Raw genomic sequence first — 20,044 nt, 5'->3', positions numbered from 1 at the left:
TAATCTTCAACATTTTCAATATTACCTGTAATAACTATAATTTTTTCGGAAAGAAAAGTCTATGACGTTTTTCGAAAATCAACATTATCCCATGTTTTCTGGAAACGTCATAGACTTTCTGTTAGTTTAAATCTAAACCACGAGTAAGTTATAATAAAACTCAAAACTGGAATTAATCTAAATCCATTTTGTACCTCTGTTCATAATATTTTTTTGTAGATTCACAATCGTCCTCATATAACTTCAAAAGGTAATAACTGTTTCTAAGACAATTCTCTGCCAGGACCTCATTTTCATATCCGTCTTTTTTCTCATACACACAGGAAAGATTTCCCATAATCTTTCCTGCCATATCACTCCGTTGGCACTCTATTGCCAGCCCTATCCCTTCCTTTCCAATATATTCAGCCTCCTCTAATTTATTATCCACTTCCAAAAATCCTGCATAATTAAGATACAAAGGAAGGATAGATATCGCATGGTGCTGTTTCAATACTTTACTATTATTGTATTTATTCAGCAACTGCTTATACAGGGCATTCGCCTTCTTTACATTCCCAGATCTTTTCATACAAATCGCTATCTGATTTAATATTACGAACTCCTGTCGGAAAGGAATCCGATGAACTGTTCCATCATATTCTTTCATCGTATACCGAAGTAATTGCTCCAGATCTTGAATAATCCCTTCATCAGAGATTTCTCCTGCACTCCACTGTTCCTGCATCCAGGCAGTCTCCAGAAACTGCCTGTTCAGGAGAATATTCCTGTCAAGACTTTCTTCCAGTTCCTGCAGAAGAACATGAGCTTCCTCATTTCTTCCTCTTGACACTTCACGTTTAAAAAGCCTGACCTTTTCATACAGACTGTAATCATCTGCCACAATAAATCCGTAATAGGTTTTTCGCTCAGAACCCATCCGCTCCATCATGGCATACAGATTATTCCGGTTAGGACTGCGTTTTCCGCTTTCAATCCTTGAAAGGGTTTCCTGCGTACAGATATCTGCGCTTAATGCTTCCTGAGATAAATGCTGTGCCAGACGGAATTCCCGAATCATCTCATTGCTTATCACCACTTCGCTCTGCTGGCTTGTCATCAGAAAATAACATACTTTTTCTAACGGAGGTTTTTCTCCTGCAAACTGAGAAAGAAATTGAATTGCTTCCAGTTCATGTACCAGTTCAGGCTGTTCTTCTGCCTTTTCCAGCTTCTTAAGACACTTTATTTCCAGTTTTAAAAATTCCTCCATCAGTGTCAGTACACCATTCTGAACCAGACATGCTTTCCCCTGCCTGCAGATTTTATATGCTTTCCCTGTCTCGTTCTGCTTCAGATAAATCTCTGTCAAAAGCCATGCGCACTGAGGATATATTTTTGCTTTTTCTTCTCCGTCCGTATAGTGATCTTCCAGGTACTGAAACAGAACTTCCAGGTAATTTTCTGCTGTCTTAAAATATTCGGTTTCCATCATCAGATAACAAATCAGCAGCAGAATCCGTATTTCCTGTACGCAAAGGTAATATCTTCTGCCTTTTTCCGGTTTCCATTTCGGAACCGTAAGTTCCAGGGCCTGCGTCAATGCTTCCATGCACTCTTCTGCAATATGATTCTGCACATATCTGTCAACCGCCTGCATCATCTGCAGAAACTGCCTGTGCAATACTTTTTGCTCTCCGGTGCATAATCTGTATTCACCCAACAGGGCTTCCACACACCGATGATCTTTTTTTATAAGGCTTTCCAACATACATGTCCGCAGAAAAACAATCTGATATTCCTCCTGGGACATGGCAGTCTCCAGTTTATCCAGAGATTTCCCCAAACGCTGAAACAGCGCTTCCAGCAATACTTTATCTGCTGTTTTTTCTCCTTTTTCCAGACGGGACAGCTCCGGAATACTCAGAAGGCCCCCTGCCAGCTCTTTCTGGGAAATTCCCATCTCCTCCCGCATGGAATAAAGCATATTTCCTATGTGTCCGGTCACTTTTGCTTCTCACCCTCTCACTCGCCTTCCCAGTCATCCTCCTCCCAGTCGGGATACTGCTTTGGCGCCTCCCCTTTGCTTTTGATAATTTCCGGTTCTTCGGTGCCTTCTTTCAATACCCGGAGCACTTTGCACTGGAACAGCCACTCATCTCCGAAATCAAACAGAAATTTGAACTGTTTCTCTTTGCACAGACCTGCCCGGTCCAGGCTGCATTCCTCTGTGGACGGACCATCGTATTCCATTTCCATATCCCTCATAAAATAGCAGTTCCGGCGGCTCCACTGCACATTATCCATGAAAAATGCATGGGCATGGTCGTCGTCAAACCCAAAGGCTTCCAGTATAATGCTGTGTAGATCCCACAGTGTACTTCTGCCGGAAATCCGGATATGGCGGTAACATCCTGTTCCCAGGGAAACACTGATTACATAGGAATGGTCTCTCCCGGACTTTACAGTTCGAAACGCCGATTTGTCCGGCCGGTTATCAGCCAGTTCCGGATGCAGAAGACGCCTGACTTTCCACTCCAGTTCCTCCGGCAAAATCCCCTGTTCCAGAATCATGTCAATCTGTTCCACCATGTTTTCCGGCAGACTTTCCACCTGTTCTTTATTCAGTTCCAGTATCGTTTCCATCATCTGAATCATTTCATCCATTTCTTCCTCTTCGCTCATGGAAAAATGTTTCAGAAAATCAGCTTCCGCAGTCTCCAGTGCAGGCAGTTCTTTTTCCATACTGACAGTGATTTTCAGCCTGCTGCAAAAGGCTTTCACAAATGCAGCGGTACGCTGGTCCCGTACTTTTATCCGGTCCGGACATATTTTCTGCTGCTGAAGAGATTCCATAAACAGATTCAGCAATTCTTCCGGATTATCTTCATAATGTTCCACCGGAGGCACCGGAAGGATATAATTTGTGGAGGACTCCACTGCCAGCAGAATAATGGGGAAATAGGGAATTTCTTCCGGTTTGTTCCGAACAGGCTCCGGAAACCGGAGCAGCTCACATTCCCATACCCCCATCCGTTCCATCCGTTTCAGGCTGGCTATGCCGATATCATTGCCGGCTTTGGGCGCCGGCCACTTTTTCGGCTTTATACAGGGAAGTTTTGTACTGGTCAGCACAAAACCCTTTTCACCGGGTTCCAGCATCAGAATCTCTTCTGTAAGGTCATTTACCGGCGCCAGTCCCAACGCAATGGGCGTGGTGCTTTTCAGAATTTCCGACAGCTCAATGGCTGCCTGCAATGCCTGACAGAGGAGTTCCTGCTCCTGTTCTGTCTGCAGATGCCAGGGATAGTGGTTGGACTGATATTTCACAAACTGGGGATAGGCATTTTTTCCGGAAATCCTGATATCATGTGCACGGGCATAAGCCCTGGCTTCCTCAAGCTCCTGTTCCGACAGTTCATTTTTCCCCTCAAAGGCACACTGCAGACAATTCTGCTGCAGCAGATGCTCCTGAAATTCCAGAGGGGAAAGCTGATATCTGTTGGCTCTGGCTATGGTACGGAAACTTTCCATGCCTTCATCGCCAACATAAAGGCCCAGGGCGCAATGCTCTCCTGCCGCCCCCATAATACTGATGTAACCGATTCTGCCATCGGACAGTTTTACCCCAAAAAGCTGCAAATCCCAGAGGATTTTCCACAACTTTCTTTTCTTATATTCAAACGCAAGTTCATACAGTTTATCTGAAATCATCTTTCACCGCCGTTTTTATAAAAACTGTTCACCATAACCATAGTGTTCCACTACATAATCAATGTCTTTATCGCCTCTGCCGCTGAGACACACCAGAATCGAACCCTGTCCCATTTCCCTGGCTTTTTTCATGGCCCAGGCAACTGCATGGGAGCTTTCCACAGCGGGAATAATACCTTCATAACGGGACAGTTTAAAGAAGGCTTCCATGGCTTCCTCATCTCCTGCGGTCTCATACTGAATTCTTCCCTCATCATGCAAAAATGCATGTTCCGGCCCTACGGAAGGGTAATCCAGCCCGCTGGCAATAGAATATACCGGCGCCGGCTCCCCTGCCTCATCCTTCAGCATAATACTTTCAAATCCATGCATAACGCCTTTCTCTCCGTATTTCATGGAGGCTGCATGGTCTCCCAGTTTCTCGCCTCTTCCCAGAGGCTCCACTCCCACAATGTCAACAGGGTCGTTCAGAAACGGAATAAACATGCCGATAGAGTTGCTGCCGCCGCCCACGCAGGCACATACCACATCCGGATCAATGCCTGTCATTTCACGGAACTGATCTCTTGCTTCATATCCTACCACAGACTGAAAATCCCGAACCATCAGGGGGAAGGGATGGGGCCCAAGAGCAGAACCGATACAGTAAATGGAATCTTTATAATTTCTGGCATAGGAATCAAAGGCGGAGTCCACGGCTTCTTTCAGAGTTTTCAGCCCATGGCTTACGGGCACCACCTTTGCCCCCAGGATTTTCATGCGTGTAACATTCGGCGCCTGTTTTGCAATATCCACCTCTCCCATATGAATTTCACATTCCAGTCCGAAGTAGGCGGCCGCTGTTGCCAGCGCCACACCATGCTGTCCGGCACCTGTCTCTGCAATCAGGCGTTTCTTTCCCATAAATTTGGCCAGCAGACCTTCTCCCATACAGTGGTTCAGCTTGTGAGCGCCTGTATGGTTCAGATCCTCGCGTTTCAGATAAATCTGACAGTTGCCAATCTTCCGGGAAAGCCGCTCACAGTGGTATACCGGCGTCGGCCTTCCCTGAAATTCTTTGCGGATTCTCCGCAGTTCGTTGATAAACTGTGACGAATGGCAGATAGTCTGATATGCTTCCGTAATTTCCTCAAAAGCCGGTTTCAGCTCCTCAGACAGATAGGCGCCGCCGTATTCCCCGAATCTTCCTTCTTTACTGGGATAATTTCTTAAATATGTTCTGTAATCCATGGTTTTCACTTATCCTTTCCTGTTGTTTATATTACTGCAAAATTCCCTGGCTTCCACAGCAAAAAGACCCTGCAGCCAGTTTCACATGATAAACATTTTCATAAAAATCATATATTCCCTTCTTTATCCAGCTCACTCTGCACTCTGGCCAGATCCTCCCTGATATGGATGTGCTGGGGACAGGCCTCCTCACATTTACCGCATTTGATGCAGCTCAGGGGCTTCTCTTTATTCTCCATCTGTTCCCAGCTGCCTTTTATCATATCATATTTCCGGTAAATATGGTACTGATTCCAGATTTTGAAATTTTTCGGAATGTTCACTCCTGCAGGACAGGGCATACAGTAACCGCAGCCGGTGCATCCGTTCTGTACTCTGGAACGGAGGGTCTGTACCACATCTGAAATAGCCTGCTGCTCCTGCGGGCTTAAGGGAGTGTAAGTTCCGAATGTTTTCAAGTTATCCTCGGTCTGTTCTTCCGTGGACATACCGCTTAATACCACTTTTACATTTTCATGGTCAGCCACCCAGCGCAGCGCCCAGGACGCAATGGAACGTTCCCGGTCCAGCCCATAAAATTTTTCATTGATATCTTCTGAAAATCCCGCCAGGCTTCCGCCCCGCACCGGTTCCATAACAATCATGGGTACCCCTCGTTTTTCTGCCAGTTCATAGCCCCGGCGGCCTGCCTGTTCTTCCGTGTCCATGTAATTATACTGTATCTGGCAGAAATCCCAATCCCGGCTGGTTAAGATTTCCTCAAATACTTCATAGCTGTCATGAAAAGAAAATCCCAGGTGACGGATTTTTCCTTCCTGCTGAAGCTCCTCACAGATTTCCAGAACCTGCAGCTCTTTTATCTTCTCCCAGCGGCCTTTATCCACCGCATGAAACAGATAGAAATCCACATATGTTTTCCCCAGACGTTTCAGCTGTTCCTCAAATACCCGGCGGACGTCCTCTTTCCTCTCCAGAAGCCATATGGGAAGTTTTGTTGCAAGATAATAAGAATCTCTGGGATACTGCTCCAGCACTTTTCCCACAAACCTTTCGCTTTCCTGTTCATGATAGGTATAGGCAGTATCAAAGTAATTTACTCCTGCCTGATAAGCCATATCCAGCATTTTTTCTGCCCTTGTTTCATCAATTTTACCTTCTGCAGTAGTTGGAAACCGCATACATCCAAAGCCCAGCAGGCTGGTTTCCACGTTCAGTTTTTCTGTTTTTCTTTTTTCCATTTCTGTTCTCCTTCCGATGCCTTTCCTGTTCATCACAGCCTGTTCACCGTCCGTAGACGGATTGTACCGCAACAAAAGATACTTTCGTACTTTAGCGTGACAAGGTCTTTCCTATAGAAGAATAAAAACAGCAAGGCTTTTGTACCTTGCTGCTTCCTGTCAGTCATTTTTCACACAATACCTTATAAGTTTTCCGGTATTTCTGACTCTTCCCCTTTATTTTCCAGACTCTTGCTGAATTCCTCATTGATCTTCCGCAGTGATTCGTCAATCTCTCCTGCCTTGGCAATGATTGCAGAATATTTCTCTGTGGCCATGGAGGACAGCTTGCCCATTTCTCCTGCCACAATATTAAATCCTCTTCCGGCTTCTCCGGCCCTGGCAGCTTCAATGGAAGCATTCAATGCCAGAATATTCTGCTTCCTGGATACCTTGGTCAGATCCTGTACCATACTCTCAATCTGTTCCACGTTCCGGGTAGTCACATCAATCTCCTGGTCTATGGTATTAATCTTATTTTTCTCTCTGTAGCGGGTATACTCTGAATTCACCAGCATATTGATCATTTCTTCCATCAAATCCGCCGATGCACGGATTGCCTTCTCTGTCTTAACCGGAACTTCCTTCAGAGCTTCAATGTATTCATCGGGATCCACGCCGATTTCCTCAGCCACTTTACGGAATTTGTCAAAGTCCGGCGGCGCCGGCAATACCTGTCCCCCCAGGATTGCGCCCAGCTTCTCTCCTTCCACCACAATGTCCGCTGCAAAATCCATAAGACCCGCATGGCAGAAATAAGTTCCCACGCCTTCCATATCACATTTCTGACAACGCTTTAATCCGATCTCGCTGCCACGTGTATATTTCATACAGAAATCCAGAAAATTGCTGACTTTCGTAACATGTTTTCCTTCCTTGTCAATCATACTGACAGCTACGCCCGTTGCATCAGCAAACAAATCCTGAAGTCTCTGCAGTTTCTCCTGATCAATTAAATCAAGTATTTCCATAATTATCTTCTCCTTTTCCCCGGCAACTCGTAAATCTTATCCCATTGCAGGTTTTCCCGTTTCTGTTACCTTTATCATCCCACAATATAAAAACCGCACTATAATATCTGTAGACATTATAGCACGGTTTTTTCCATAAAACAAGAACAAAGTGGACAGGTCCGTTTTAATTCCTCCCCCGGTTTTTACAGGGAGAAAAAATTCACCTGATAGGAAATTGCTTTTCCTGCGCCTGTGATTTTTACCTGAAACTGGTCCCCGGAACGATAGGAAATATTATTGGGACGGAAGATAATACAGCCTTTGGCTCCGTAATTATTGTTTTCCACATTAAAATACCCATATTTCCTGTTGTTTTTTGAAAAGGTCCATTTTTTTCCGTCTTTTTTTCTGGTCAGTACCACTTTTACTTTGTCTGCATTCAGTTCTCTTCCCATACTGATGCTCCAGGGATAAGAATCTCCGAAAAATTCCAGCGGCATGTTCTGAGCCGGCCAGGCAACACCGTAATACGATGATTTTCCGAATGCATTATCTATGGCATACATGGCGGAATAAGAAGACGCCCATTTTTCCGTTCCGGATACAAAACCGAACCCTGTTTTTTTCATAGGCGGGTTTAAAATCCAGCGGCGATGGCCTACCAGTGGAATATTACCCTGGTCTCCGTCATACATCCACATTCTGACCAGCGGATAATTCAGCCCCGCAGGACCTCCGAATGATGTTGCAAGGTTACTGCTGCCGGCTCCGGAATAACACAGCTGATAAAGAGACTGGCTCATTCCGGAGGGTTTGACCGGATAATGGCTCATACTGTTGTTCACGCAATTAATCAGAGCTGCCGCCTGGGCCTTTTTTGTATAATTGTCATCCAGTTTTACATTATCATTGATTCCGGCAATGTAACGGATGGCATTTAAGGTCTTTAAGGCGGATTTCAGACTTTTCTTATCTATCTTTCCTGCGGAATAGGGGGCTTTTAACTTCGGCGCTTTGCTGAATTTCACCTTCTCGTTAATATCAATTTTCTTTGATTTCAGATAGCGGCGGATTTCACTTTTTGAATGGTACTTTACATTAATGCCTTTACTGCCTGCCGCCTGAACGTCAGCGGGCGCCACACTTATGCAAAGAGATACCGCCAGCGCCAGCAAACATATTTTTTTCAGAACTTTTCTCATCTTACTCACATTTCCCTTCTATTTATTTACTTTACTTTTCCATCAGCGCATTTTCTCATCACCGTTCTCTCTGCAGAATTTTCGGAAACAGTATCAAAAATGCGGCAGTAGTGGCCACTCCGGCAGCAAAATCAGAAACTGCCTCTGCCAGAAACACTGCCATCAGCTTATTTTCCAGAAACACCGGAAGGATAAAAATCAGCGGTATCATCAGGATCAGCTTTCGAAAGCAGGCGAAAAACAGTGACACCTTTGCCTGTCCCAGCGCCAGAAATGTCTGCTGGCACGCCATCTGAGGCCCCATGGCAAAGGCTCCCGCTATATAAAACCGCATCCCCCAGCTGGCCATTTCATACAGCTCCTGTGAACTGCTGTTGAATATTTTTACGAATACGCCCGGAACCGCCATCACCAGTATCCAGGCTGAAGTGGCAAAAATCCCGCAGCAGCACAGCAGCAGCCGATAGGTCTTTTTTACACGTTCATCGTTTCCGGCTCCGTAATTGTAGCTGACAATGGGCTGGGCTCCCTGCGTCAGGCCGCTGAGAGGCAGGAAAATCATCTGCATCACACTGCCCAGAATCGTGATGGAAGAAACTGCCAGGTCGCCGCCATACCGATAAAGGGAGGTATTAAAGGATATATTAATCAGGCTTTCGGTGCTCTGCATCACAAAAGGCGATATGCCAAGGGCCAGAACCGGAGCCACATATTCTTTTTTCAGCTTCAGGTACTGTTTCTGTATCCGCAGTTTTGTTTTCCTGCCCCTTAGAAACCGCAGTACCCACACTGCCGATACCGCCTGAGAAAGAATGGTGGCCAGGGCTGCTCCTGCCACTCCCATATGGAAACCGAAAATAAAAATCGGATCCAGTACAATGTTCAGCAGGGCCCCTATCAGTATGGTAGCCATACCTTCCATGGCAAATCCCTGTGTTGTAATGAAACTGTTCAGCCCAATGGCCAGCATAACAAATACGGTTCCGCACACATAAATACGCAGATAGCCCCAGGCATAGGAAATGGTATTCTCACTGGCCCCAAACAGAAACAGAAGTTCTTTTCCGGCAAACAGAAAAAACAGTGTGAGCAGCACCGCAAGGCCTGTCAGCATTACCACGCAGGCTCCCAGCGTCTTCCTGGCCCCTTCCATATCCTGCTTTCCCATATAAATAGCTGCTCTGGGCGCTCCCCCGATTCCCACCAGTGCACTGAAAGCCATAATCATCAGAATCACCGGCAGACATAAACCGATTCCCGTCAGTGCAATGGCTCCTGTACCCGGAATATGGCCGATGTAGATGCGGTCCACAATATTATAAAGCATATTCACTACCTGGGCCAGAATTGCCGGCAGCGCCAGTTTTAACAACAGTTTTCCCACAGGATCTTTCCCCAGGTCCGCTGTCTGATTTTTACTTATCAACGCCATATTGACTTCCTTTAATTTTTACTGTTCTGTCTTTTGCTGACAAAATCAATGATAAGATCCACAGCATCGTCCAAACTGATCACACTGCTGTCAATAGTAAGATGATATCCGTCGCATTCATTCCATTTCTCATCGGCATAATAAGAATGGAATCCGGCTCTGGCCTTATCTTCCTTTTCCACCAGCCTTCTGGCTTTATCCGTGCTGATTTTCCGGTCTGCGGCTGTTTTGTCTATGCGGTATTCTTTGGGTGCATGAATAAACACGCTGGTCATATCCGGATGATCCTTAAGAATATAGTTCCCGCACCTTCCCACAATCACACAGTCCTCTCTCTCTGCCAGGTTCTTTATAAATTCAAAAGGAACCTTTCGCTGTCCCTGAGATCTGCTGTCTGTTGCAATTACATACAGCAGGCTGTTGATGGGCTGTTCTTCGTAAAAGTCCCGCAGCTCATCATATTTGTTCATTCTTCTTGCCTCTTCTGCCATGGAGTCCTTGTCGTAATATCTGATATTCAGTTTCTTTGCAAGCTGGCGTCCAATCACATGACCATAACTTCCAAACTCCCTGCCAATTGTAATAATCATAGTATCACTCCTCATCTGAACTTTTTCAAACACGTTATAGAATTATTATATCACTGTAGTTTAAAATTACAATCGTCTGTTCAAAAAAGAATTTTACTTTTTGCACGAGTGCCATAAGAGCTTTTTTCTTCTGCAGGAAAACACTTTCAGTCTTTCAATTAAAGTATTTTCCTGTATAAGAAAAAACAGGGACAATTTATGGTTATCTTCCAAAAATCATCCCTGTTTTTCTTTCTCTCTTCTGTACGTTCATCCGCGTATACCTACGCTCTGTCTGAAAGATTTCTGAGCATTTCCACGTTCAGATTTCCGCCCATCATCAGTGTTGCTGCTGCAAACTGTGCTCCATATTTTTCCATATAATTTTTTACTGCATTCTGAATTCTTTTCATAATAATTTCTCTCCTTTTCTGTAAGACGTTTTCTCTTTACGCTGTCTATCATACTATCCCAAAGCCAGAAAAAACAGGTGGTTTTTTGACTTGTTTTAAGTCGATATTGACTTTTTCAACGGTATTTTATATAATTTCAGCCAGAAAAACCTGCAGACAGGAGGCATGGATTTATGGCGGAACCTTATTATGAAATTTTCCGTGAAATCAACGAAGCCGGCATACAGCTGGCATATCATACCATTCCCGGAGGTTACCATCCCCTCCACTGGCACGAAGAACTGGAGCTTCTTTTTCCCCTGAACGGAGACGCTGATGTGACCATAGACGGAAAAACATACCAGTTAAGGCACAGACAGCTTCTGGCGGTAGAATCGGAACAGGTACACAGCACGAATACCAGCAGCGACCGTCTGATGTGCCTCTGCATTCACATATCCAAAGCTCTGATGAGACGCTATATGCCGGACATTGAATTTTTTCGGATTCACTGTATTCCGGATGAAATTCCTGATTCACAGTTTGAAGAATACCTCCGCCTCTGTCAGATGGCCGAGACACTGACCCGCCTTTACATTGAGGAGCTGCCGGCGTCGTTGCTGGAATCTGAGGGAATTATCCTGCAGATTCTGGCTCACCTGATGCGGCATTTTGCATACAAAACAGCGCCTGAATTATCTTCTGCCCACATGCAGACCCGTCAGAAGCTGCGGGACATTATTACTTATGTGGGGGAACATTTTCAGGAACCCATTTCTCTCCAGGATGCTGCCGGGCTGCTAGGTCTGAACAGAGAATATTTCTGCCGCTTTTTTAAAAAACATATGGGGATTTCTTTTCTGCAGTATGTAAATGAAATACGGATTACCCATATTTACCAGGAACTGCATAATACGGATGCACCCATCTCTGAAATTATGGAAGAAAACGGATTTACCAGTCAGAAATTATTTAACCGGACTTTTAAGGAAATTTACGGATGTACCCCTTCGGCTGTGCGGAAAGGACAGACCGGCCAGGACAGATCCGGCTGATTTTTTCATGTATAAATTTATTCCTGCAACAGAACAAAGAATCCTGCTTTGCAGGATTCTCCGCCTGCGGCGGGTCGCTTTAGCGACATATTTCTTTTCCGCTGCAGTGTGATAATTGTCTTTTCTTCTATAGGAAATCCAGAGGAATTTCCTATAGAAGAACAAAGTGGGCAGGCCCTGCGCATATTATTTTTATCTTACAGGAAAGATACTTTCACCCTTTAGCGTGACAAGGTCTTTCCTAATAAGATGACAAAACCCCGGAAATCTTAAATTTCCGGGGTTGTTAAGAGGCGCAGACCGGATTTGAACCGGTGAATCAGGGTGTTGCAGACCCACGCCTTACCACTTGGCTACTGCGCCGAAATATAATGCCAGACAATGGCTTTTGGAAATAATAAATTCACACCTGAATCTATTATATTATAGCAAAGATTAAAATATTCGTCAAGAATTAAATTCGTCAATTTTTTTCTTAAATGACTCCTACGGGAATCGAACCCGTGTTACCGCCGTGAAAGGGCGATGTCTTAACCGCTTGACCAAGGAGCCTTAGCTGTGTCAACAACAAATAAAATACTACCACAAGTTTATTCTTTTTTCAAGTATTTTTTTCAATTTTTTTTATTTTCCTGCAGCCGCTGACGGGCAGGGAGTAATTCCCGGTGCCTGCACCCGAATGTGATTACTTCCTGCCCCATGTCTATCCCTTTACAACACCCACTGTTTTCAGCTTTCTCACCGGCGTTACCAGGTCGGCCTGCTGCATCATTACCTCATCGATGTCCTTATAGGCAAATCGGCATTCTTCCGGCACATCAGTCTTTTTGCGCTTGCCAAGGATAATTCCCTGCTCCTTTAAGTCCACCATGACCTTCTCCACAGAAAAGGTTTTCATGGCTCCTGACCGGGAATAACTTCTCCCTGCGCCATGGGAGGAAGAACAGAATGACTGGGGATTTCCCTTCCCCTCCACCACATAGCTGTATGAGCCCATGGCCCCTGGTATAACTGCCAGCTCTCCCTCCCGGACTCTGGTAGCCCCTTTGCGGTGCACCCACACATCGGCCTCGTAGTGATGTTCCAGAGCGGCATAATTGTGATGGCAGTTGATTTCCTCTCCAAATTCCACCTTAAGCTCCGTATGCTTTTCGATTACTTCTTTTACAATGGCACAGGTTTTTTCCAGCATACGGGCACGGTTTTCAAAGGCATAATCCATCGCCAGATTCATCCAGCGGATATACTGCTGTCCTTCCTCAGAATGCACCGGCAGAAAAGCCAGCCGGTACTCTTCCTTCACCTGGCTGTACCATTTCCGGTTCAGTTCTCCTGCTGTTTCATGAAAATAATCACAGATGGCCTTTCCAAGGTGACGGCTGCCGGAATGAATCATAATACAGAGCATTCCGTCCTGGTCCTCCTGAAGTTCGATAAAGTGATTTCCGCCTCCCAGGCTTCCCACCTGAAAATACCCGTCTTCTATCAGAGGCACCAGCTCTGGATTATTCTCATAGTAACCGAATTCCTGCTTTGCCCGGTCCAGAACTTTTGACTCCTGAGGCTTTTTATACCGCTCGGTATTCAGGGGAATGGTACGCATAATATTGCCGATCACTGCCTGAATGATACTTCCGTTTCCAGTCTGTATTTCCTGAATGTCCTCCATCCGGACATTGGTTGGAATGTAATCCATACCGCATCCAATGTCTACGCCTACCGCATTCGGAATGATCACATCCTTTGCGGCAATTACTCCTCCGATTGGCATTCCCTTCCCTGCATGGGTATCCGGCATCAGGCATACCCATTTGTGAATAAATGGAAGCTGTGACAGATGATATGCCTGTTCCAGGCAGTTTTCCTCCAGCTGCTCCATATTTTCAAGCCAGATTTTTACGGGAAATTCTGTATTTTCGTTATAAAGTACAAACATATCCTCCTCATCCTTTCTGTTTTCCTGTTGATGAAATTATTATATACAGAATCTGGAAATTTATCATTTCAAAAAAGTTGCGAACTTAATGTTCTGCCTCTCAGGAGGTATGATATAATATCCACTGACAGGTAAACAGCCCACAGGAGGACAGGGTCATGTCTGATTTTCAGGAACTGATACGGAATTTTTCCAAAACAAGAGAATATGTACGGGATTTTTTTGTCTGCGGATTTAAAACCAGAAATGAATTTAAGGAGAAAAGCCCCCGGACCTACGACAATGAGCGCCGGCGGCTGGAAAGCTGGCTGAGTCCTTATGTACGGAAAGATTATGTGTCCGGCGGTTCTAATATTTCCCTTGCCATCGACAGCAATCTTCTGGACACCAATCCTCTGTTTCGGGTGTGGAAAACAAAAAGTTTTACAGACAATGATATTGTTCTTCATTTTCTGATTCTGGATTTGCTGCAGGATGGAAAACGTCTGACTGCAGAAGAAATCACAGACTGCCTTCTCACAGAATATGAGGCGCTTTTTGAAGTACAGACTGTCCGCAGAAAATGCCGCGCATATGAAAGGGAAGGCCTGCTGACCAGAGAGAAAATCGGAAAAAAGGTGGTTTTCTTTCTGGAAAATACACTGGCGCTCTGGCTGAAATCCAATGAACAGGTTCTGGATGCACTGGCATTTTACCAGATGGCAGAGGCTCTTGGCATTATCGGAAATGAGCTGTCCGAACAGCTTGACTCCCGGAACCGGACCTTTCGGGTAAAACACAGTTTTTTTGTACATACCCTGGAGGATGAAATACTTCTGCTTCTTCTGGAAGCCATGAACCGGAAGTTAAAGACAAAACTTGCACTGAAAAGCTCCAGACGCAACGGGAAGCATGTGATTTTCTGCACTCCGCTGCAGATTTTTGTCAGTTCCCGGAGCGGCAGACGTTATCTCTGCGGATACACAGAAAAAAACAGGCGATTCACCTGTTTTCGGCTGGATACCATTAAAACTGTCACTCCTGGGGAACCGGATGAAATATATGAAGAACGAAAAGAACAGCTCAACCGGAACCGCTGTTATCTCTGGGGCGTGTCTTTTCAGGGTACAGAGCGCCGTCATATGGACACTCTGACCATGATCCTTCAGGTTCTGGAACCGGAAGAACACTATATTGTGGAACGCCTGAACCGGGAAGGCAGAGGCGGCACTGTTACCAGAATAGAGAAAAATATTTATCGTTATGAGCGGGAAGCCTTTGACTGTAATGAGATGCTGCCCTGGATCCGTACTTTTACCGGCAGAATTCTCACACTGGAATGTACTGCCAAATCTGTGGAACAGCGATTTTATCAGGATCTGCAGGCCATGTACCGTATGTACGGAACTGCTGAAGAAACTTCCGGAAAGGAGGATGAAAATGGAACTGTTTTCTGAAATATACAGCTGTTACTATCAGGTATTAAGACATTTACTATGTAACCGCAATCCTCTTACCATAGAGGAAATCCGCAGCCATATTTGCCGGGAAGGATTTGAGGAAAGCCTTCTCTCCATTATTCCCAAACTGGAACATGGTGACTGGAATTTATTTGAGAGAAAGGGCGGTCTGTACCTTTCCAGACTTAAATCTGACTTTCTCACACCTCTTTCCAATCTGGAAAAATCATACCTGAAAGCTCTGCTGTCTGATCCCCGCATATGCCTTTTTCTCAGTCCGGAGCAGGAAGAAACCCTGAATCAGATGCTGGCCTCTGTATCTCCTCTCTGGAAACAGGAGCATTTTTTCTGCTATGACCGGTTTACGGACGGAGATCCCTATACCCATGAGCTTTACCGCAGACATTTCCGTACTCTGCTGCTGGCCCAAAAAGAAAGCCGGTATGTGGATATTGACTACAATGCTCCCTCCGGAAATCGGGTTCATCACTATTATGTGCCTGCCCGGCTGGAATACTCAGTGAAAAATGACAAATTCAGGCTTCTGGCATTGAAAAATTCCGGAAGCAATGGTATGCGTCTGGAAATTCTCAATATCGCCCGTATTCAGAGTCTTCACCTTACGGAAAAAACCCTTTCTTCTCAGGTGGATTTGAATGCCATGATACAGAAGTCCTATTACAGAGAGCCTCTCAGGCTGCAGATTGTCAACAGGCGCAATGCCCTTGAACGGGCCATGCTTCATTTCGCCAACTATGAAAAAAATACCAGAAAAACAGATGAGAATACTTATGAATGCCTGATTTATTACAACCAGTCCATGGAAACGGAATTACTGATAGAGGTTTTGTCTTTCGGCCCCATGCTTAAAGTTCTGGGAAATGAAAAATTTCTCCGCAGTCTGAAAGAAAGGCTCCGGAAGCAGAAACGCCTGATTTCTCCGGATTCCTGCGGCTTTATACCATATCCACTCCCATAAAAAACAACATTACAATTGCCTCAGCAATCCCCACAATAAGAATTCCGGCTTTTCCTACAACTCCCGGTTTTTTTATCTCTATGGGAAGAAGATAACCTGTTCCCGTAAATATCAGAAGTATGGGAAAGCAAATGAGATTTTTCAGCAATCTGTAATCATACAGAAGATAAACTGCCGGAAGCAGAATTGCTATGGTGGTCACAGGAACCCCCAGATAACTTTCACGCTTTTCGGAAGTCTGTCTCTGGCGTTCTTCTTCCAGCACATTAAAATATGCAAGCCTTATCAGAGCACACAGTACAAACAGTGCTGCAATGACTCCTCCAAAGCTCTCTTTTCCGGAAATCATATAGACAAAGATTCCGGGCAAAACTCCGAAACTGATTAAATCACTTAAAGAATCAATCTGTATCCCAAATCTTTTTTCACTGGATGTTCTCGCTTTGGTAGCTGCCACAGCCCCGTCAAACATATCACAGACCCCTGCTACCATCAGACAGACCACCGCATTCCAGTAGTCCTGGCTCAACAGCCGGAGTATGCCCACAAAAGCTGACAGCATACCGCAATATGTAAGTATTACTGTATAATCATAATATCCAAGTAACTTTTTCTTCATTATTATTCTCCTCTGTATCAGTTTATCTTTATATCAGCCCAAATGCAATACTGTACGCCAGAATGCACCATGGTTTTCCCAGAATAATAATCCATATAAATTTTCTTCTGTTCATCTGAATCAGACCGGAAAAATAACAGAGAAAATCATCCGGAAACAGCGGAAGCAGTATGGCTATAAAGAGAAGCCAGTCAAAGGATCTGCTTTTTTCAATACGTCCGCTCCATTTTATATATTGTTCCTTTGGAAACATGGTGAGCACAAGGTCTATTCCATATTTCCGGGCCAGAAAATATGCAATAACAGAACCGCCGCTGATTCCGATATAATTACACCAGAACCCCGGCATGGTGCCAAATGCCACAGCACCTGCCGCGCAGCCCAGATACCCCGGCAGTACAGGTACCACCACCTGAAATGCCTGAAATACGGTAAGTACCAGAGGCGCTGCCAGACCGTAGCCTTTCATATATTCCTGCAGGGATTCCACCGAATCAAATTTCTGATTAAATATATCTTTTATGAAAATCAATGCCAGAATCACAACACCTGCAATCACCAGTATTTTTATTTTCTTTACCATACAGCCATACAGTCCCTTTCCCGCTGTTTTACTTTTCGGTCTGCAGTTTCTTTCGCCCCATCCTGCTTTCCGCTTTCAAAATAAAATTCATATACCATCCGGAAAAACCGCATTTTTCCACAAACCAGTAACTTCCCTCTGCTATACCAATTCCTGCCGCCACATCAATCAATACATGCTGCTTTGTGGTAAGAGTGGATATACAGACACTTAAGGCCATCAGAAGAGAGGCCAGCCGGTACCATTTCGGTATTTTTTCATTTCTTCTCACCGCAATAAAACAGAACCAGCTTGTCAGACAGTGAATGGAGGGAAACAGATTATCAGCTGCATCCACCTGATACAGAAATCTCATTAATTCATCCCATATGGTACTGCCTTCAATTACAGGCCTTGTGTTTGTAGTCGGAAGAAAAAGAAAGCAGAGAAAACACACCAGTTTGGTCAGTAAATCCGCACTCAAAAAACGGAATGCCTCTTCTCTGTCCTGCCTGCAGCCGATTATATAATTTACAACCCAGAACACATAGCAGCCCAGATATATGGCAACCGTCCAGGGCACAAAAGGGATTCTGTCATCCAGCCCATTGGAAAGATTATAATGAACCTTGTCTGACATGAACAGTCTTGTTCCGTTATAGGCTATGGTATTACAGACAAGGGTAATAATCAGCGGCAGCCACATAATGCCTGGTATAATCTGTATTTTTTTACGCATACATTTCTCCTTTTTATGTTCCTGTATAAATATAAACCATACTTCTTAAATAGGACCTGAATTATTTCTTAAATTTTCTTAAATATTTCAGCAAAAAAGATGAAACCTCCGGCAAATGTACTTCATCTTTTCCAAATCAGATTTTGATACACAAAATCCTGTAAACATTGCTGCTTACAGGATTCCTACCTCCCCGAGTTGGGCTCGAACCAACAACCCCGCGGTTAACAGCCGCGTGCTCTACCATTGAGCTATCGAGGATTATCTTTTCAGTTTTTCTTCCTTATACCCTGAAAAACCCATACAGTATACAGCCATCCATCTTCTTCCTTCCCGTCTTCCTGAAGGTCAAGCCCTCGACCGATTAGTAGCAGTCAGCTCCATCCATTGCTGCACTTCCACTCCTGCCCTATCTACCTCGTACTCTCCAAGGGGTCTTACTTCTTTCGAATGGGACATCTCATCTTGAGGGGGGCTTCACGCTTAGATGCCTTCAGCGTTTATCCCGTCCGGACTTGGCTACCCTGCCATGGCACTGGCGTGCCAACAGATGCACCAGTGGTCCGTCCATCCCGGTCCTCTCGTACTGGGGACAGCTCCTCTCAGATCTCCTTCGCCCGCGCCGGATAGGGACCGAACTGTCTCACGACGTTCTGAACCCAGCTCGCGTACCGCTTTAATGGGCGAACAGCCCAACCCTTGGGACCTGCTGCAGCCCCAGGATGCGATGAGCCGACATCGAGGTGCCAAACCACTCCGTCGATGTGAACTCTTGGGAGTGATAAGCCTGTTATCCCCAGGGTAGCTTTTATCCGTTGAGCGATGGCAATCCCACGTTCTGCCACCGGATCACTAAGTCCTACTTTCGTACCTGCTCCACCCGTCGGTGTCGCAGTCAGGCTCCCTTCTGCCTTTGCACTCTTCAGATGGTTTCCGTCCATCCTGAGGGAACCTTTGAGCGCCTCCGATACCCTTTCGGAGGCGACCGCCCCAGTCAAACTCCCCGCCTGGCATTGTCCCACCGCCGGCTTACGGCGGCTGGTTAGAAACCCGGTACTGCAGGGGTGGTATCCCAACAGCGGCTCCGGAAAAACTGGCGTCCTTCCTTCATAGCCTCCCACCTATCCTGTACATGCAGCACCAGATCCCAGTACCAGACTGGAGTAAAGCTCCATGGGGTCTTTCCGTCCTGGCGCGGGTAGCCAGCATCTTCACTGGCACTTCAATTTCACCGGGTGCATTGTCGAGACAGTGCTCAAATCATTACGCCTTTCGTGCGGGTCGGAACTTACCCGACAAGGAATTTCGCTACCTTAGGACCGTTATAGTTACGGCCGCCGTTTACCGGGGCTTGGATTCAGAGCTTCGCTTGCGCTAACCCCTCCTCTTAACCTTCCGGCACCGGGCAGGCGTCAGCCCATATACTTCACCTTCCGGTTTTGCATAGACCTGTGTTTTTGCTAAACAGTTGCTTGAGCCTTTTCTCTGCGGCCTGCTTTCGCAGGCACCCCTTCTCCCGAAGTTACGGGGCCATTTTGCCGAGTTCCTTGACAATGCTTCTCCCGTCGGCCTTGGGATTCTCTCCCCATCCACCTGTGTCGGTTTACGGTACGGGTACAGGATAAACTATAGCGGCTTTTCCCGGTACGCGCTCTCCATGCTTCGCTACTTCTTCTTCGCTCCGCGTCACAGCCCCGGCTTGACGGGGGGATTTGCCTCCCCGCCACCTCTTCTGCTTGCACCGGGCTTTCCGTTCCCGGCTCATGGTTCCCGCATACGTCCCCACAGTTCTGTTATCCCGCAGTACAGGAATATCAACCTGTTGTCCATCGGCTACGCCTTTCGGCCTCGCCTTAGGTCCCGACTTCCCCAGGGCAGATCAGCTTTACCCTGGAAACCTTGGATATTCGGCCGGAAGGATTCCCACCTTCCTCTCGCTACTCATTCCGGCATTCTCTCTTCCCGTC

At 45.7% G+C, this 20,044-nt stretch carries 16 protein-coding genes, 3 tRNA genes and 2 other annotated features; of the genes, 3 read left to right on the top strand and 16 right to left on the bottom strand.

The genetic code is table 11. From position 1 onward, the window contains the following. Positions 1–172 precede the first annotated feature (172 nt). From C805_RS23765 to C805_RS27395, 9 genes are all read right to left on the bottom strand, one after another. Entirely contained in the window at positions 173–1,987 is a 1,815-nt protein-coding gene (locus C805_RS23765; protein ID WP_155957673.1) for a helix-turn-helix transcriptional regulator, read from the bottom strand. A gap of 17 nt (positions 1,988–2,004) precedes the next feature. After that, positions 2,005–3,693, bottom strand: a complete 1,689-nt coding sequence (locus tag C805_RS25575) for a DUF7309 domain-containing protein (RefSeq protein ID WP_016216598.1) — start codon at positions 3,691–3,693, stop codon at positions 2,005–2,007. A gap of 15 nt (positions 3,694–3,708) precedes the next feature. Continuing rightward, complete coding sequence (trpB, locus tag C805_RS23760) at positions 3,709–4,923, bottom strand: tryptophan synthase subunit beta (RefSeq protein ID WP_016216597.1); 1,215 nt, start codon at positions 4,921–4,923, stop codon at positions 3,709–3,711. 107 nt (positions 4,924–5,030) lie between these two features. Next, a complete protein-coding gene (locus C805_RS23755; protein ID WP_016216596.1) occupies positions 5,031–6,161 on the bottom strand; it encodes an aldo/keto reductase in 1,131 nt (376 codons plus the stop codon). 182 nt (positions 6,162–6,343) lie between these two features. Continuing rightward, positions 6,344–7,171, bottom strand: a complete 828-nt coding sequence (locus C805_RS23750; RefSeq protein ID WP_016216595.1) for a PocR ligand-binding domain-containing protein — start codon at positions 7,169–7,171, stop codon at positions 6,344–6,346. A 185-nt stretch (positions 7,172–7,356) separates the two neighbouring features. Then, entirely contained in the window at positions 7,357–8,355 is a 999-nt protein-coding gene (locus C805_RS23745; protein ID WP_022751470.1) for a CAP domain-containing protein, read from the bottom strand. A gap of 58 nt (positions 8,356–8,413) precedes the next feature. Continuing rightward, positions 8,414–9,787, bottom strand: a complete 1,374-nt coding sequence (locus C805_RS23740; protein ID WP_016216593.1) for an MATE family efflux transporter — start codon at positions 9,785–9,787, stop codon at positions 8,414–8,416. A gap of 11 nt (positions 9,788–9,798) precedes the next feature. Next, positions 9,799–10,377: a cytidylate kinase-like family protein gene (locus C805_RS23735; protein ID WP_016216592.1), complete on the bottom strand. Its 579-nt coding sequence runs from the start codon at positions 10,375–10,377 to the stop codon at positions 9,799–9,801. A gap of 263 nt (positions 10,378–10,640) precedes the next feature. Beyond that, positions 10,641–10,769 (bottom strand): hypothetical protein, encoded by a 129-nt coding sequence (locus C805_RS27395; RefSeq protein WP_016216591.1) that lies wholly within the window; start codon positions 10,767–10,769, stop codon positions 10,641–10,643. Positions 10,770–10,942: 173 nt separating this feature from the next. Here C805_RS27395 and C805_RS23730 point away from each other — a divergent pair, with 173 nt between their 5' ends. Next, the gene (locus C805_RS23730; RefSeq protein ID WP_016216590.1) at positions 10,943–11,803 is read left to right on the top strand and encodes an AraC family transcriptional regulator; all 861 of its coding nucleotides are present in this window, start codon (positions 10,943–10,945) and stop codon (positions 11,801–11,803) included. Between the two features lie 291 nt (positions 11,804–12,094). On the opposite strand, the gene C805_RS23725 is transcribed toward C805_RS23730, so the two are convergent. The 3 genes from C805_RS23725 to C805_RS23715 form a co-directional block, all read right to left on the bottom strand. Further along, positions 12,095–12,166 (bottom strand) — tRNA-Cys (locus C805_RS23725). Between the two features lie 117 nt (positions 12,167–12,283). Beyond that, positions 12,284–12,355: transfer RNA gene (locus C805_RS23720), tRNA-Glu, on the bottom strand. A gap of 151 nt (positions 12,356–12,506) precedes the next feature. Then, entirely contained in the window at positions 12,507–13,739 is a 1,233-nt protein-coding gene (locus tag C805_RS23715) for an RtcB family protein (RefSeq protein ID WP_016216589.1), read from the bottom strand. 158 nt (positions 13,740–13,897) lie between these two features. Here C805_RS23715 and C805_RS23710 point away from each other — a divergent pair, with 158 nt between their 5' ends. Then, positions 13,898–15,175: a WYL domain-containing protein gene (locus C805_RS23710; RefSeq protein WP_016216588.1), complete on the top strand. Its 1,278-nt coding sequence runs from the start codon at positions 13,898–13,900 to the stop codon at positions 15,173–15,175. After that, positions 15,159–16,157, top strand: a complete 999-nt coding sequence (locus tag C805_RS23705; protein ID WP_016216587.1) for a WYL domain-containing protein — start codon at positions 15,159–15,161, stop codon at positions 16,155–16,157. The genes C805_RS23710 and C805_RS23705 overlap by 17 nt, the downstream gene beginning before the upstream one ends. Here C805_RS23705 and C805_RS23700 read toward each other — a convergent pair. From C805_RS23700 to C805_RS23685, 4 genes are all read right to left on the bottom strand, one after another. Further along, the gene (locus C805_RS23700; RefSeq protein ID WP_016216586.1) at positions 16,135–16,776 is read right to left on the bottom strand and encodes a CDP-alcohol phosphatidyltransferase family protein; all 642 of its coding nucleotides are present in this window, start codon (positions 16,774–16,776) and stop codon (positions 16,135–16,137) included. The two genes, C805_RS23705 and C805_RS23700, sit on opposite strands and share 23 nt — an antisense overlap. 28 nt (positions 16,777–16,804) lie before the next feature. Further along, positions 16,805–17,359: a TVP38/TMEM64 family protein gene (locus C805_RS23695; RefSeq protein WP_016216585.1), complete on the bottom strand. Its 555-nt coding sequence runs from the start codon at positions 17,357–17,359 to the stop codon at positions 16,805–16,807. A 28-nt stretch (positions 17,360–17,387) separates the two neighbouring features. Further along, on the bottom strand, positions 17,388–18,077 hold the full coding sequence (locus tag C805_RS23690) for a phosphatase PAP2 family protein (protein WP_016216584.1): 690 nt from the start codon (positions 18,075–18,077) through the stop codon (positions 17,388–17,390). A 189-nt stretch (positions 18,078–18,266) separates the two neighbouring features. After that, positions 18,267–18,338, bottom strand: a tRNA-Asn gene (locus C805_RS23685). Positions 18,339–18,433: 95 nt separating this feature from the next. Then, positions 18,434–19,300, bottom strand: a sequence feature (23S ribosomal RNA rRNA prediction is too short). Between the two features lies 1 nt (position 19,301). After that, positions 19,302–20,022: a sequence feature (23S ribosomal RNA rRNA prediction is too short), on the bottom strand. Between the last annotated feature and the right edge of the window lie 22 nt (positions 20,023–20,044).

Origin of the sequence: Eubacterium sp. 14-2 (assembly GCF_000403845.2) — a bacterium.
Classification (GTDB): domain Bacteria; phylum Bacillota; class Clostridia; order Lachnospirales; family Lachnospiraceae; genus Petralouisia.
This window is presented reverse-complemented; position numbering and strand designations above follow the sequence as displayed.